Source organism: Mycolicibacterium fluoranthenivorans (assembly GCF_011758805.1).
Lineage (GTDB): Bacteria > Actinomycetota > Actinomycetes > Mycobacteriales > Mycobacteriaceae > Mycobacterium > Mycobacterium fluoranthenivorans.
Window position 1 is genome coordinate 1820442 of sequence record NZ_JAANOW010000001.1, and the last position, 15499, is coordinate 1835940.

14 protein-coding genes are annotated in these 15499 nt (G+C 67.8%); 4 read left to right on the forward strand and 10 right to left on the reverse strand.

All coding sequences use genetic code 11. The features are described from left to right. Positions 1 to 9 precede the first annotated feature (9 nt). The 3 genes from FHU31_RS08960 to FHU31_RS08970 all read right to left on the reverse strand — a co-directional run bounded on the left by FHU31_RS08960 (position 10) and on the right by FHU31_RS08970 (position 2988). Complete coding sequence (locus FHU31_RS08960) at positions 10 to 1344, reverse strand: MFS transporter (protein WP_167157568.1); 1335 nt, start codon at positions 1342 to 1344, stop codon at positions 10 to 12. A gap of 39 nt (positions 1345 to 1383) precedes the next feature. Beyond that, positions 1384 to 2244: a shikimate dehydrogenase gene (locus FHU31_RS08965; protein WP_167157570.1), complete on the reverse strand. Its 861-nt coding sequence runs from the start codon at positions 2242 to 2244 to the stop codon at positions 1384 to 1386. A gap of 99 nt (positions 2245 to 2343) precedes the next feature. After that, positions 2344 to 2988, reverse strand: a complete 645-nt coding sequence (locus FHU31_RS08970; protein ID WP_167157572.1) for a TetR/AcrR family transcriptional regulator — start codon at positions 2986 to 2988, stop codon at positions 2344 to 2346. A gap of 106 nt (positions 2989 to 3094) precedes the next feature. On the opposite strand from FHU31_RS08970, the gene FHU31_RS08975 reads away from it, so the two are divergent. From FHU31_RS08975 to FHU31_RS08985, 3 genes are read left to right on the forward strand one after another with little or no spacing between them, the layout of a single operon-like run. Continuing rightward, the gene (locus tag FHU31_RS08975) at positions 3095 to 4867 is read left to right on the forward strand and encodes a sugar phosphate isomerase/epimerase and 4-hydroxyphenylpyruvate domain-containing protein (protein ID WP_167157574.1); all 1773 of its coding nucleotides are present in this window, start codon (positions 3095 to 3097) and stop codon (positions 4865 to 4867) included. Then, on the forward strand, positions 4864 to 5304 hold the full coding sequence (aroQ, locus tag FHU31_RS08980) for a type II 3-dehydroquinate dehydratase (protein ID WP_167157576.1): 441 nt from the start codon (positions 4864 to 4866) through the stop codon (positions 5302 to 5304). Before FHU31_RS08975 ends, aroQ begins: the two co-directional genes overlap by 4 nt. Further along, entirely contained in the window at positions 5301 to 5687 is a 387-nt protein-coding gene (locus FHU31_RS08985; RefSeq protein ID WP_167157578.1) for a hypothetical protein, read from the forward strand. Before aroQ ends, FHU31_RS08985 begins: the two co-directional genes overlap by 4 nt. Here FHU31_RS08985 and FHU31_RS08990 read toward each other — a convergent pair. The 5 genes from FHU31_RS08990 to FHU31_RS09010 form a co-directional block, all read right to left on the reverse strand. Then, positions 5684 to 7093, reverse strand: coding sequence for a mechanosensitive ion channel family protein (locus FHU31_RS08990; protein ID WP_167157580.1), 1410 nt, complete (start codon positions 7091 to 7093; stop codon positions 5684 to 5686). The two genes, FHU31_RS08985 and FHU31_RS08990, sit on opposite strands and share 4 nt — an antisense overlap. Continuing rightward, positions 7090 to 9309: an adenylate/guanylate cyclase domain-containing protein gene (locus FHU31_RS08995; protein ID WP_167157582.1), complete on the reverse strand. Its 2220-nt coding sequence runs from the start codon at positions 9307 to 9309 to the stop codon at positions 7090 to 7092. Before FHU31_RS08995 ends, FHU31_RS08990 begins: the two co-directional genes overlap by 4 nt. A gap of 157 nt (positions 9310 to 9466) precedes the next feature. Next, positions 9467 to 9952, reverse strand: coding sequence for a GNAT family N-acetyltransferase (locus tag FHU31_RS09000; protein ID WP_167157584.1), 486 nt, complete (start codon positions 9950 to 9952; stop codon positions 9467 to 9469). Further along, on the reverse strand, positions 9945 to 10976 hold the full coding sequence (locus FHU31_RS09005; protein ID WP_234901354.1) for an isochorismate synthase: 1032 nt from the start codon (positions 10974 to 10976) through the stop codon (positions 9945 to 9947). Before FHU31_RS09005 ends, FHU31_RS09000 begins: the two co-directional genes overlap by 8 nt. Before the next feature lie 35 nt (positions 10977 to 11011). Then, entirely contained in the window at positions 11012 to 11623 is a 612-nt protein-coding gene (locus tag FHU31_RS09010) for an acid phosphatase (protein WP_167157588.1), read from the reverse strand. Between the two features lie 112 nt (positions 11624 to 11735). On the opposite strand from FHU31_RS09010, the gene FHU31_RS09015 reads away from it, so the two are divergent. Beyond that, on the forward strand, positions 11736 to 12539 hold the full coding sequence (locus tag FHU31_RS09015; protein ID WP_167157590.1) for a ParA family protein: 804 nt from the start codon (positions 11736 to 11738) through the stop codon (positions 12537 to 12539). 19 nt (positions 12540 to 12558) lie between these two features. On the opposite strand, the gene FHU31_RS09020 is transcribed toward FHU31_RS09015, so the two are convergent. Together FHU31_RS09020 and FHU31_RS09025 are read right to left on the reverse strand one after the other, a co-directional pair. Then, positions 12559 to 13779 carry an Rv3212 family protein gene (locus FHU31_RS09020; protein WP_167157592.1) on the reverse strand — a complete coding sequence of 407 codons (1221 nt, stop codon included), beginning with the start codon at positions 13777 to 13779 and terminating at the stop codon, positions 12559 to 12561. Next, positions 13780 to 15297, reverse strand: coding sequence for a DEAD/DEAH box helicase (locus FHU31_RS09025; RefSeq protein WP_167157594.1), 1518 nt, complete (start codon positions 15295 to 15297; stop codon positions 13780 to 13782). Positions 15298 to 15499: the final 202 nt, after the last annotated feature.

Here is a 15499-nt window from a genome sequence, read left to right on the forward strand (position 1 = left end):
TCCTGTGATTCAGTGCCGGACGAGGTGGTCGGCGGGCGCCTTCTGGCCCAGCAGATCGGTGGGCACATCGCGCGTCTCGCGGGCGGTGAGTGCCGCGGCCGCGGCGATCACACAGACCACGGCGGTGAAGATGCTGATGACCGCCCAGCCGCCCTCGCGCACGCCACCCAGTGCGGTGACGATGGTGGGGGCGAAACCGGCCACCAGGAAACCCAATTGGGTACCGATCGCGACACCGGAGAACCGCACGGGGGTGGCGAACATCTCCCCGTAGAAGGACGGCCAGACCGCGTTGGCCGCGGCGTAGCCGAACGAGAAGGTGGCCACCGCGAGGACGAAGGTCAGCAGCTGATTGCCCTCACTCATCGAGAGCATGTAGAAGGGCATCAGCACCGCCGAGGACAGCGCGCCGTAGATGAACACCGGCTTGCGCCCGATCCGGTCGGCCAGCTTGCCGAACAGCGGCTGGGTGACGAGTGCGAACACGTTGGCCACCACGACCAGCCAGAGCGTGACATCGGCGGGCAGGCCCACCTTCTTGCCGTAGGCGATGGCCAGGTTGCCGAACACGGTGGACACGGCGGCGATGAAGGCGCAGAAGATGACCCGCAGCACGTCGGCCCAGTGGTTGCGCAGCAGGGGGATGAGCGGCATCCGGGCGATGGTGCCCGCGGCCTTGGCCTCGGTGAACTGCGGCGTCTCGTGCAGTTGGCGGCGGATGAAGTAGGCCACCACGACCACCACGGCGCTCAGCCAGAACGGCACCCGCCAGCCCCAGCTGTACTTGGCCTCGTCGGGCAGCGACACGAACGGGATGAGCACGAGCGAGGCCAGGATCAGGCCGCCCTGAGTCCCGGTCAGCGTCCACGAGGTGTAGTAGGCGCGCTGGTGGTCGGGGGAGTGCTCCAGGGTGAGCGAGCTGGCACCGGCCTGCTCGCCGGCGGCCGAGAAGCCCTGCATCAGACGGCAGATCACCAGCAGGGCGGGGGCGGCCCAGCCGATGGTCTCGAAGGTGGGCAGGCAGCCGATGAGGAAGGTGGACAGCCCCATCAGCACGAGGGTGAACATCAGGACCTTCTGGCGGCCGATCCGGTCGCCGAAGTGGCCGAGGATGAAGGCGCCCACCGGTCGGGCCACATAGGCGAAGCCGAAGGTGGCGAAGGACATCACCAGCGCGGCTTCGTCACCCGAGGGGAAGAACACGTGCGGGAAGATCAGCGCGGCGGCCGACCCGAACAGGAAGAAGTCGTAATACTCGACGGCACTTCCCATGAAGCTGGCCAGGGCGGCGCGCCGTGGGGTTCGGCCGGATGCGGTCTCGGGAGGATGCGCTGTGGTGGTCATCGGTTCTCCTATGAACGAATTATCTTGGGCTGAGCTGTCTTACGCGACGAGATTGCGAAAATGGGCGGACATTCTGGCGGCGTCCGGTGCGAGACCGGTGATCAGGGCGAAGGCGTCGACGGCCTGGTGCACGGCCATATGGCCGCCGTCGAGGGTCCGGCAGCCGGTGGCGCGGGCTGTCTGGAGAAGGGCGGTGTCCAGCGGGCGGTAGACGATATCGGCCACCCATAGACCCGGGTGCAGCAGCGCGGTGTCGAAGGCGATACCCGGGTGTTCGGCCATCCCGGTGGGGGTGGCGTGTACGACGCCGTCGGCCTCGGGCAGCAGCACCGAAAGCTTGTCGAACGAGGATGCGTCGACATGGGCCTGCGGATGGCGGGCGGCCAGGTCGCCCGCGAGTGCGGTGGCCCGGTCGACGTCGAGGTCCACGACGGTCAGGTGGTCGGTGCCCAGGCCCAGCAGGGCTGCGGCGACCGCGGTTCCGGCGCCGCCGGCGCCCACCAGGATCACGTGCGAGGTGGACGCGCCGGGAAGGCCTTCGGTGAAACCGTGTGCGAAGCCGGTGATGTCGGTGTTGTATCCGTGCGCGCGCCCGCCGCGGAACACGACGGTGTTGACGGCGCCCAGGGCGCGCGCGGTGTCGTCGATGTCGTCGAGGTGCTCGACGACGAGTTGCTTGCACGGGTGGGTGATGTTGAGGGCGTCGTAGCCCAGGGTCCGGGCCCAGCTCAGTACGTCGCCGACGCGATCGGGGGACAGGCCGAGCACGTTGAGGTCCAGGGTGCGGTACACGTAGTCCAGGCCTTGGGCGTGGCCTTCGGTCATGTGCAGGGCCGGCGTGAGCGAAGGGCCGACGCCGGTGCCGACCAGCCCCACGAGGTAGGGGTGCGGTGTGGTCATCTGCGCTCACTCCTTAATGTACGAACTAGTACGTACGCAAAGTAGAGCACTGTGGTGCGCGTCGCGTCAAGAAGGAATTGTGAGGCGGGTCTCGTGACGTCAGGGTTGACTGGTCAGCCAGCCGACGACCACATCGCCGATCATCCGGCGCAGATGGGCGCGCTGGGAGACATCGGAGAAGTCGATCCCGAACAGGTACCCGAAGGTGTACCGGTTGGCCACCTGGAACACGCAGTAGGAGCTGATCACCAGGTGTACGTCCAGGGCGTCGACGTCATCGCGGAAGACGCCCGCGGCGCGGCCGTCGCGCAGGATCTCGTCCAGCAGGGACGTCGCCGGCCGGGACAGTTCGGGCAGTTCACGCAGCTGGGTGATGAATTCACCACGGTGGATGTTCTCGATGGCGACCAGTCGGATGAACGCATCGTGTGCGATGTGGTGGTCGAAGGTGACCTCGGCCAGCATCCTGATGGCCTCCACCGGGCTCTTGTGATCCACCCGCAGTTTCTGCTCGGCATCGCGGATGCCACGGTAAGCGCTCTCCAGAACGGCCAGGTAGAGCTGCTCTTTGCCGCCGAAGTAGTAGTAGATCATCCGTTTGGTGGTGCGGGTGCGCTCGGCGATCTCGTCCACCCGGGCGCCGGAGTAGCCGGATTCGGCGAACACCTCGGTCGCCACCGCCAGCAGCTCCGCGCGGGTGCGTTCGGCATCACGCTGCAGATCGGCTTTCGGCTTGGCGGCCATGACGGCAGAGCTTACTGGTGACCGGCTTCGGCCGGTGCACCGCTTCCGGCTCAATTAACTATTTGGTACATTGATGTCAAGAGTGGCCCCCGTCACAGGAGGAATGATGAAGACATCGATCGCCACGGTCTCGCTCTCCGGCTCGCTCGTCGAGAAGCTGCACGCCTGCGCGGCGGCGGGATTCGACGGCGTCGAGATCTTCGAACCCGACCTGATCGCCGGTGATCACTCACCGGAGGAGATCCGCCAGCTGGCCCGCCGACTGGGGCTGTCGCTGGACCTCTACCAACCCCTGCGCGACCTGGAGGGTGTCGACGACGCCGTCTTCGCCGACAATCTGCGCCGAGCCGGGGCCACCTTCGCCACCGCCCGCCGTCTCGGTATCGACACCGTGCTGGTGTGCAGCAACGTGGCCACGGCGACCATCGACTCCGACGAGGTGTCGGCGCAACAGTTGCGCCGCGTGGGGGAGCTCGCCGCCGAGTACGGTGTGCGGATCGCCTTCGAGGCGCTGGCCTGGGGCCGCTTCATCGACGACTACCGCCGCGCCTGGCGGGTGGTGGAACTGGCCGCACACCCGAATGTCGGTGTGTGCCTTGACAGTTTCCATGTGCTCTCGCGCGGGCACGATCCTTCGGGAATCGCGGACATCCCCGGCGACAAGATCTTCTACCTGCAACTGGCGGACGCGCCCGCACTGTCCATGGACGTGTTGTCGTGGAGCCGCCATCATCGCCTGTTCCCCGGCGAGGGCTCATTCGACCTCGCCGGATTCGTCCGCCACACGCTGGCCGCCGGCTACACCGGCCCGCTGTCGCTGGAGGTCTTCAACGACACCTTCCGCCAGACCGATCCCGGTCACACCGCCGTGCACGCCCTTCGGTCGCTGGTGTGGCTGGACGATCAGGTGGCCCACACCCTCACCGAGGCCACACCGCCGACCGGCTTCGACTTCGTGGAGATCAAGGCCGAGGACACCAGCGAGGTGGAAGTCCTGCTCACCCAGCTCGGCTTCACCCCGCGCGGACGCCACCGCACCAAACCGGTCTCGCTGTGGTCGGCCGGTGCGGCCCGGGTGGTGCTCAACGAACAGCAGGCTCGCGATCAGGTGCCGCACGTCGCGGCCATCGGCCTGCAGGTGCCCGATGCCGAGGCCACCTCGCGGCGCGCGGCCGAACTGATGGCGCCGGTGGCCTACCGGCGCACGTACGCCGCCGAGCAGCCGTTCGGTGCCGCCGTCGCCCCCGACGGGACCGAGATGTTCTGGAGCAGCGAGCCCGCCTGGGTCGCCGAGTTCGAACGCGGTGTACCTCAGGGCCCGAGCCCGGTGGCCGCGATCGACCACGTCAACCTCACCCAGCCCTGGCAGACCGCCGAGGATGCCGTGCTCTTCCTCACCAGTGTGTTCGGCCTGAGCGCGGGGGAGCCGGCCGAGGTGCCCGGGCCCACCGGGTTGGTGCGCAGCCAGGTCATGCACAACGCCGACAAGTCCGTGCGGTTGCCGCTGAACGTCGCGCCGCACATCCTGGACGGCGCGGGCCTGCCCCAGCACGTCGCGTTCTCCTGCACCGATGTCCTCGCGCTGGCCCGCGCCGCACAGGCCGCGGGGCTGCAGTTCCTGGCCATACCGGACAACTACTACGACTACCTGTCCGGCCGGTTCGGCTTGGCCGAGGACACCGTGGCCGAACTGCGCGAGCTCAACCTGCTCTACGACCGGTCACCGCACGGTCACTTCATCCACTTCTACACCCGCACGGTCGGCACCGTGTTCCTGGAATTCGTGCAGCGGTTCGGCGCCTACGACGGTTACGGGACCGACAATGCACCGGTGCGCCTTGCCGCTCAGCGGGGCCGCCTCGGTACCGTACGGACGTGACCGAACGCCTACTGCTGCTCGTCAACGGGCCCAACCTGAACCTGCTGGGTACCCGGCAGCCCGAGGTGTACGGCGCCACCACGCTGCCGGAGATCGAGGCCGCGGTGACCACCCTCGCCGCCGAGCTCGGATTCGGGGTGCGGGCGGTGCAGAGCAACCACGAGGGTGCGTTGATCGACGCGATCCATGCCGCCCGCGGCGAATGCGCCGGCATCATCATCAACCCGGGCGCCTACAGCCACACCTCGATCGCGATCCGCGATGCGCTGTCCTCGGTCGACCTGCCGGTCGTGGAGGTACACCTGAGCAATATCCACGCCCGCGAGGAATTCCGGCACCACTCCTATGTCTCGGCGGTGGCCGACGCCGTCATCGCCGGTGCCGGGCCCGCCGGCTACGACTACGCGGTGCGGTATCTCGCCGCCAAGCTGACATGAGCCTGCAGCCCCCGATCGTGCGCTACGCGGGTTATCTGGTGGCCGCGGAGGCGGTCACCGCCCTCGCCGTGGCCGTCGTACTCGCGGTGCTGGCCAGTGGCGGCACCGACAAACATGCGCAGGGATTCAACGCTTACGGCACCGCGGGCTGGTTCGCGATCATGGGCGCCGGCCTGCTGGCCGGCGGCTGGGCGCTGATCACCGGCCGACGCTGGGGGCGCGGGATCGGTGTGTTCGCCAACCTGCTGCTGCTCGGCGTGGCGTGGTACCTGTTCACCTCGCACCAGGTGGCCTACGGGTTCGCCGTCGCGGCGCTCGCCGTACTGACGCTGGGCATGCTGTTCAGCCCGTCGGCCGTGCACTGGACCACCGGTGAAGACTAGCCCTCGGTGCGGGTGCTGAGCACCCGCCGGGCGCTGGCTCGCCGGTCCTCGATGGCGCGGCCGAATTCCTGCAGCAGCAGGGGGTTCCGCTGGACCACCAACTCGATGTGCTCACGGTCCACATGCACCACCGTGACCTCGCTGAGGGCATGCGCGTAGCCGATGACGGGCTGCCGGGTCAGGGTGCTCTGGCCGAGGAACCCGCCCTCTTCGAGCGTGCCGATCGTCAGCCGCGGTTCATCTCCGGTTCCCGTGGTCAGTGCGACACGACCGGCCAGGATGAACGTCATACGATCCGGCACCTCACCGGCGCGCTGGATCACCTCGTCGGCGCCGTAGCGATCCAGCGTGGCGGAGGGAATCAGCTCCTGTTGCTGTTCGGCGTTCAGTCGCAACGTCGGTGCCACCACTTCGGCCACCGCTGCGGCGATCCGCTCGGGTGTCGTGAAATCGTCTGCGGCCTCGTCGAGATGCAGACCCGCGCGCCGCGACGCGTACCAGATCCATTGCAGGAAGGTGGTCTTGGCGGGCCCGTCATCGGCGGGCGAGGTCAGCGGGATCGTCGTGCGGTACTCCAGCCCGCCGACAGGTGTCGACGACACGGTGCCGCCGGGGCGCAACTGCGGTAGTTCGGCGGCCACCCTGGTCAGCAGAGCGCACACCTGATTGGGGGGATCGGCCAGCGAGAAGATCGTGGTCACGGTGATCTTGTGGGTGTCGCCGGGCCGGCTGAGGTTCGTGAACGAGGCGCCGGCCAGTACCGAGTTCGGCGTGATCTGCAATCCGGTGCTGGTTTCCAGGTGGACTGCGCGCCAATTGACTTCGACGACCCGGCCGCGGGCGGCCGCGGTGTCCAGCCAGTCGCCCAGCTGAAACGGCTGCTCGAACAGCATCAGCAGGCCGGAGATGATCTGGCCGACCGAGTTCTGCAAGGTCAGACCGATGACGATCGAGGTGATGCCGAGCGCGGTGAACAGGCCGCGGACGTTCGCGCCCCAGATGTAGGAGAAGATCAGCGCCAAGCCGACGGCGATCAGCACGAAGCGCCCGACATCGACGAAGATCGTCGGAACCCGCTTGCGCCAGGTGCCCGCGGGAGCGCCCTGGAAGAGGGTGGCATTCACCCCGGACAGCAGCAGCACCAGCACGACGAAGGCGAAGAGGGTGGCGACCGTGCGGACCGAGGTGGCTTCGGCCGGAACCTGTCTGGCTTCGGTCAGCAGCAGCAACAGCGCACCGAGCGGCAACAGGTAGTTGCGCATCACCGTCACCGGTCGCGCCAGCGCGCTCTGTTTCCGCCGCAGCGCATGCTGCCACTCGGTGAGCAGCACCAGCCCGATCGGCAGTCCGATCGCGATGCCGACGGCCCAGTAGAACCAGGACGAGGTGAAGACGTCGGCCGTCATCGTGGCTCCACCAATCGCCAGATGGGTTCGTCGTGCCCGTCCACGTTCACCGTGCCGACGGAGGTGAAGGTCATCGTCTCGCGCAGCGCTTGGTACACCCGGTCGGTGACGTCGATCCCGAGTTGTGACGAGCCGCTCTTGATCTGGTAGGCGACGTTCACCGCCGCTCCCCACATGTCGAACACGACGGAATGGCGGCCGCCGAGACCACTGCTCACCGTGCCGGTGTCGATACCGGCACGCAGGCCCAGATTGTTGTTGGTCTCGCTGTTGAACCGGTCGATGATGCGCTGGCATTCCACCGCGAAATCGACCGTCCGGCGCACGTTGTCCAGCCGCGGCACGTTCAAGCCGCAACTGCCCAGATAGCCGTTGCGCACCGCCCGGCCGCGCTCGATGCCGAGACTGTCTGCAGCGGCGTCGAATTGGCGCTCGATCTCGTTGACCAGGGCCAGCGAGCGATCCGAGGTCAGCTCGGCCTGGAGGCGGTCGAGCCCGACGATATCGGCGAAGATCACCGTGACGTCCTGATGCTCCTCGGCGGCGATCTCCTCACCCTGCCGGTAGCGCTCGGCGATCGGCTCGGGCATCAGCAGTGCCAACAGTCGGGCATTCTCCTTACGCTGCTCGACGAGGAGTTCCTCCTTGACCGTCAGGCTTCTGCTCATCTCGTTGAATGCCTCGGTCAGATCACCGATCTCGTCCCGCGTCTCGATCGGTATCGCGACGTCGTAGTCACCGGCGCTGATCCGTTGCGCGCCGGCTTCCAGTCGTCGAATCGGCCGGACGAACAGCTGGGCGAGGAACACCGAGGCCACGCAGACGGCGAAGATGATCCCGACCGTCGACATCACCATGGTCCTGGTGAACGTCGACTCCCTGGCGAAGGCCTCCTCGGTGTTGACCGTCGCGACGATGGACCAGTGCAGTTCCGAATCGGGGATCACCACCGGGGCGTAGGCCTGCAGCGATCTGTTGCCGAGGTAGTCGGTCGCGATCTGGGTCCCCGACTCACCGCGCGCGGCCGCGCGCGTGGTCTCCGGTGGGATGGGCTGGACGAGCGTGGTGCCGCCCAACTGGATGGCCCGGTCGGCGATATCGCGCGGGGTGCCGGCCTCGACGACATCGTGTCGGTAGACCTGCGGATCCTGCAGGAAAACCCGGGAATCGGAGCGCATCAGATTGTCGGGACCGACCAGGAAGACTTCGCCGGTGTCACCGAGGCCGAACTCCGTCCAGCGCTTGTCGAAGGTCATCAGCCTGTTGATCTTCGACGCCGGGAACTGCATCGCGAGTACACCCACCGCGTGACCGTCCGCCACGACCGGAGTGACCATCCACGCCGTCGGCTCGTTCTCGGCGGGTTGGTAGAGCTCGAAATCGGTGAATCCCACATAGTCGATTGCGTTGGAGGACAGGGCTTTCTGGTATGCGGCACGCAGCTTGGATCCGCTGTACGGTCCGGTCAGGATGTTGGTGCCCAGATCGACGTCTTTGTACGCGGTGTAGACCATGTTGCCGCGGGTGTCCAGGAGCATCGCGTCCTCGAACTCGAAGCGGGTGACGATCTCGCGGAAGAAATCCTGGTATCGGGCGTTGGCGGCCGACCACGGGCTGCCGTCGTGGGCGTCGTCCATCTTGACGGCAGTGTCGTCGTTCTGCCGAAGTGCGGTGTAGTTGGCCTGGAGGTAGCGCTGCGCGGTGTCCTGCGGGATCAACTGGTCGGCGTCGAGCTTGACCCCGCTGGCCTGCTGAACCTGTGTGAGATAGGTGTTGGTGTAGTAGTCGGTGAGTGACTGCGCCTGCGCCGGACTGAGGGGTTTGTTCTCCAGTGCGTCGAATCCGGCGGTGAAGTCCGCCAGGGCGCTCCGGGTGGTGGCACCCCGGGCGTAGATGATCATCGAGTTCTTCAGGTCGTTCAGTTGTTCCTGGAGCGCGCGCGACTGTGACTGCCGCACTTCCGTCAGGCGGGTGAAGGCGGAGTCGCGCAGTGAGGTCCGGCCCGCCTGGAAAGCGATGATGCCGACGACGGTGGCCGCCACGATGGTGCACAGCACCAACATCACCACGAGCTTGGACTGGATGCTGACATTGGCGAGCAGCCGACGACGCTGGAAGCGGTCGATTCGCCGAGACAGCGCCGAGGGTTTGGTACCTGATCCGGGCGCGTTGTCACCCCGATCCGCGGCAGCGTGTTGCTCCGATACCTCTGCCATCGGCATCCCTTCGCCGCTCCGACCTCACCGGTCCGGCCGCAGATTAACACCGAAGTGACAGATGGGGACCAAGTGCCTGATGGGATTTGTCAAGAATTTACGCAACCGCAGGCCGGCCGAGACCGAAACCGCCGCGGATCCTGTCGGTCGCGTGTGGTCAGGCGCTCTCTTGCGCCAGTGCGGTCAGTTCGGGTCCGGACACCCGATAGGTGGTCCACTCGGTCTGCGGCTTGCCGCCGACACTGTCGTACAGGGCGATCGCGTTGACATTCCAGTTGAGCACCGCCCACGACAGCCGGGTGCCGCCGCGCCGCACACATTCGGCGGCCAAGGTGGCCAACAACTTCCGGGCCAGACCGCGCCGCCGAAATGCCGGGCGCACGAACAGGTCTTCGAGGTAGATCCCGGTCACCCCGTCCCAGGTGGAGAAGTTCAGGAACCACACCGCGGTGGCCGCGGCCTGTCCGTCGACCTCGACCACATGCGCGTACGCCACCGGCTCCGGGCCGAAAAGGGCGGTGTGCAAGTGCCCTTCGGTGACGGTGCATTCGTCGGAAGCGTTCTCGAACTCGGCGAGCTCCCGGATCATCCCGATGATCTCGGGCTCGTCACCGGGTCGGGCCCAGCGGATCAACTCACTCATTCGCTACTCCTAGTCCTGTCAGGATCGTCCGGAACTTGGTGGTGGTTTCGTCGACCTCGTCGTCGGGATCCGATTCGGCGACGATCCCGCCACCGGCATGCGCCAGCGCGGTGCGGCGGTCGGCCGAGAGCACCGCACAGCGGATCGACACCACCCACCGGCCGTCGCCGCGGGCGTCACACCAGCCCACCGCGCCCGCGTAGAAGCCGCGGTCACCCTCGAGTTCGGCGATGAGGGCGGCCGCTGCGTCGGTGGGTACCCCGCCGACGGCCGGAGTGGGGTGCAGGGCCAGCGCGAGATCCAATGCGGTGGTGCTGCTTTCGCGCAAGCGGCCGCGAATCGGGGTGCTCAGGTGCCACAGCGCGTCGGTGCCGTGCAACTCGGGTTCGGGTGCAATCTGCAGCTCCACGCACAGCGGGTCGAGCGCCTTACGCATCACATCGACGACGAATGCGTGTTCGCGGCGGTTCTTTTCGGAGGCCGCGAGCCCCGCGGCGTGGGCGGCGTCGACGGCCGGGTCCGCCGATCGTGGAGCCGATCCGGCGAACGGCTGACAGATCACCGTCTCGCCCTCGCGTGCCACCAACAGCTCGGGGCTGGCGCCGACCAGCGTGCCCGCCGATCCCAGCTCCGCCAGATAGACGGTGGCGGCCGGGTCGGCGCTCGCCAGCCGGCGCAGCACCGAGCGGGGATCCCAGCCGTCGTCGGCGGTCAGTTTCAGCGCGCGGGCCAGCACCACCTTGTCCAGGGCCGACCCGCGCAGCCGGCGCACCGCTTCGGCGACCCGGGCCCGGTGCACCTCGCCGGCGGGCAGGGTCGTGCGTGCGCGCACCGTCGGGGCCGCCGTGACGGGCCAGTCCGGCAGGGCGTCGGTGAACTCCACCCGCTCCGGGGTGAACAACGCGGCGGGCTTGCTCAGGTCAAAAGGCAACGCGCCCAACACAATAGTGGCGGCTCCGGTCCGCAGCGCCTCTTGGGCGTCGGGTATCCGGGGATAGTGCCGGAGGGCTCCGTCGGCGAGCATGGTGCCCGACGGCCCGGAGAGCACGAACGACGGTGTCACGCCGGCAGGCACGGGTTCACATGGCCGGTCAGGCCCAGCGCGGTGATCTGGCGTACGCCGTGCTCGAAACCGCATACGGCGATCGAGGCCGCGGCCATCGACAACCGGATGCCCTCGGACACCGGCAACTCGATCCATCGGGTCAGCATCGAGCGGGAGAAGTGGCCGTGCCCGACGAACACCACATCACGGTCGACCATCTGGCCCAGCGCCAACTCCAGCGCCGCGTCGGCCCGTGCGGTGACATCGGCCATGCTCTCGCCGCCCGGGCACGGATGCGTCCACACCGTCCAACCCGGCACGGACTGCCTGATCTGCGGTGTGGTGAGCCCTTCGTAGTCGCCGTAATCCCACTCGGCCAGCAGGGGCGTGACCTCGTCGACGGTCAGCCCGGCCAGCTCGGCGGTCACCAGGGCGCGCCGGCGCGGACTGCTCACCACCAGCGGGTTGCGCAGCTGCAGATCACCCAGCGCCTCCGCGGCGAGTTCGGCCTGCCTCCTGCCGACATCGGTGAGTTCGAGATCGGTGCGGCCGGTGTGCTTGCCGATCTTCGACCATTCGGTCTCACCGTGTCGAAGCAGGAACAGTCGGTGTTGCTGGACGCTCATCTCGGGGCGAGCGCAGCGACGGGGAAACTTGTCGGGCGAGCGAAGCGATGGGGGAGATCCACCGGGCCGATTCTGCCCCACGCCCGGCCGCAGTGGATGCTCGCGTGCTTGGATGGTCGGTGTGACGCGAGTACTAGCGGTCGCCAATCAAAAGGGTGGGGTCGCCAAGACCACGACGGTGGCGTCGCTGGGTGCTGCCTTCGTCGAGCTGAAGCAGCGGGTGCTGCTGATCGACCTGGACCCGCAGGGCTGTCTGACGTTCTCGCTGGGCCAGGATCCGGACGACCTGGCGGTGTCGGTGCACGAGGTGCTGCTCGGTGACGTGGAGCCCAGTGCGGCGCTGGTGACCACCGCCGAGGGCATGACGGTGCTGCCGGCCAATATCGACCTGGCCGGTGCCGAGGCGATGCTGTTGATGCGGGCCGGCCGTGAATACGCGCTCAAGCGCGCCCTGGCCAAGGTGTCCGATCAGTTCGACGTCATCATCATCGACTGTCCACCGTCGCTCGGGGTGCTCACGCTCAACGGTCTGACGGCTGCCGATGAGGTGATCGTGCCGCTGCAGTGCGAGACGCTGGCGCACCGCGGCGTCGGCCAGTTCCTGCGCACCGTCAGCGATGTCCAGCAGATCACCAACCCGGATCTCAAGCTGCTCGGTGCGCTGCCCACGCTCTACGACTCGCGCACCACCCACAGCCGTGACGTGCTTTTCGACGTCGTCGACCGGTACAACCTGCCGGTGCTCGCTCCACCGATTCCCCGCACGGTGCGGTTCGCGGAGGCCACAGCCTCCGGCGCCTCGGTCCTGACGGGCCGGAAGAACAAGGGCGCCAACGCTTATCGCGATCTGGCCGGCGCGCTGCTGCGACACTGGAAGACCGGCAAGGCGCTGGCGACGTTCACCCCGGAGCTCTGAGCCCCAGCGCCGGAGGGGATCACCCCAGCGCCACCACGGTGCCCCCGCGCTGCTCCAGCAGCGTCGACCCGGCCACCGCGGGGATCACCGGGTCCTGCGACGGCGGCCGCTTGAGGTCGATATGGCGCACCCCGGCACCGGTTTCGGGATTGAACACGTCGTAGCCCGAGGTGACCGGCACCAGCAACTCGCCGGCCATCAACGTCGCGGGCCCGACCGGAGCGTTGGATCCCGACGGTGCCACCGTGTACTTGTAGCGCAGCTGATTCGCGTCGAACACCAGCACCGAATCGCCGGTCCACCAGGTGATCAGGTCACCGGGATGGGATACCGCGGCGTGGGGGGACACCTGCTGGTTCAGCAGGGTGCTCGCCGTGACGGTGCCGGTGTCGTCCACGACGTTCACGGTCGGTTTCGGGGTCGGGATGTACAGCGCGGTGGTGGTGTCGGACACCGCGATCACCCGCGCGTCGGAGTCGACCGAGACACCGGGCTGCTGCTGGAATTTCGTCTTGGGAGTGTCCTCCTCGTCCGACGGCGTCAGCATCGTCAGGCGCATATCGGCCTGATTGGGGCAGCCCTCCAGTACCGATACCTGCGAGGAGCTGGCCGCGGCGGACACCAGTCGGCACAGCGGGTCCTGCGGCACATCGGGTTTGATCCGGGCGTCCAGGGCGCCCCAACTGAGCATGCGCACCATGTCCGAGCGCCACAGTTCCAGTCGGCTGTCACCGGCCGAGAGCACGGTCGTGCCGTCCGAAGACAGCGTCACCTCGGCGTCCGCGTAGGCCGTCCGGGTGGGGCCACGGCGCCCGGTCTGGGCGTCGATGGTGCTCACCTGTCCGCAGCCCCGGTTGTCCGGGTACACCGCCACCGCGTACTGGTAGACCCAGGTCACCCCGCACAGGTCGAGATCACGTGCATAGGACCACAGCCGCGCACCACTGGCCGGGTCGTGCCCGATGACCTCGCGCCCGTCGCCGGTGACGACGGCACCGGCGACCACCAGGGGCTGGGTCGTCTTGGCGCTCGGGGTCGACCACAGCTCGTGCAGAGCGTCGGGAACTTTCGCGGCGAGTTTCAGGCTCGGCACCGGTGCGGCGGCCGGCGTGCTGATCGTGGCCCGCGCATCACTGGTCCACCAGATCAGCGCGGCGACCACCGCCACCACGACAGCGATGGCTGCGGCTGCCACCAGGTCACCGCGGGTGCGGCGTTCCGGTCGGGGGAGTGCGGGCATTTAGCCGGCGGCGGGGGTCGCGGCCTTACGCGGACGGCGGCGACGCCGGCGCTTGGGCGCACCACCGGCTTCGTCGGTGCCCTCCTCGGAGGTCTCACCGGTGCCACTGAGCTCGGTCACGGCGACCTCGTTGAGAGCTGCGCCGTCCACCTGCTCGGGATGGCCGGTCGCCCCCTGACCACCACGGGTGCGCCGCCGACTGCGGGTGCGTGCCGGGCGCTCGGCCCTTTCGGTCCGCTCGCCGCCCTCGTCGGCGGTGCGCGTCTTGGGCTTGCGTGGGGCCGCGATCGATCCCTTGGCCTCGGTGGGGATATTCAGTTCGGTGTACAGATGGGGCGAGTTCGAGTAGGTCTCGGCGGGATCTGGGGTGTTCAGCCCGAGCGCCTTGTCGATCATCGTCCACCGGGGCAGTTCGTCCCAATCGACCAAGGTGACGGCGATACCGGTCTTGCCGGCGCGGCCGGTGCGACCGATGCGGTGCACGTAGGCCTGCTCGTCCTCGGGGATCTGGAAGTTGATCACGTGGGTGATGTCATCGATGTCGATACCGCGGGCGGCCACGTCGGTGGCCACCAGGACGTCGACGTCACCGTTGCGGAAGCCTTTGAGGGCCTTCTCACGGGCGATCTGACCCAGATCGCCGTGCACGGCGCCGACCTTGAAACCGCGCTCGCCCAGTTCGTCGGCCACCTTCTGCGCGGTGCGCTTGGTGCGGGTGAAGATCATCGTCGCGCCGCGGCCCTCGGCCTGCAGGATGCGCGCGACCATCTCGACCTTGTCCAGGGCGTGGGCGCGGTAGGCGAACTGCTCGGTGGTGTCGTGGGTCTGTGAGGACTGCGGTGCTTCGGCACGGATATGCGTCGGCTGGTTCATGAACGTCCGGGCCAGCGTGATGATCGGATCCGGCATGGTCGCCGAGAACAACATCGCCTGGCGGGTGTCCGGGGTGAGCCGCAGGATGCGCTCGATATCGGGCAGGAAGCCCAGGTCGAGCATCTCGTCGGCCTCGTCGAGCACCAGCACCGACAGCCCGCCGAGCTGCAGATGGCCCTGCTGGGCCAGATCCAGCAGCCGGCCCGGGGTGCCGACGACGACGTCGACGCCCTTCTGAAGCGCCTCGATCTGCGGTTCGTAGGGGCGGCCGCCGTAGATGGCGGTGACCTTCAACTTGCGGCCGTCCGGGCCCGGCACGTACTTCGCCGCGGTGGTCAGGTCGTCGAAGACCTGCAGACACAGCTCGCGGGTCGGGACGACGATCAGGGCGCGCGGGGCGCCGGTCAGCGGGCGGTTCTGGTCGGTGGACACCCGGTGCAGTAGCGGGACGCCGAACGCGAGGGTCTTACCCATCCCGGTGCGGGCCTGGCCGATCAGGTCTTCACCGGCCAGCGCGAGCGGCAGGGTGAGTTCCTGGATGGCGAACGGGTGCTCCTTGCCACTCTCGAGGAGTGCACGGACGATCTCGTCGCGCACGCCGAGGTCGGCGAAGGTGATATTCGATTTGCTGGTCAGAGCGGTCATATGGTGGTCGGCATAGCTTTCGCTGCCTTGCTGCCTTTCGGTGTCATTCCTCGTCGCGTCTGTTGTCACGCGCGCACGAAGATGACGAGAAAGCGGTCGCTTCTCCCCGGATGGGGTGATGTCAGCCCGCTGGGCCCTGCCCTGTCGATCGGGCCGGCCGAACCACGTGCACGCACATTGCCGTAGGCGACGGCGCCTCAGC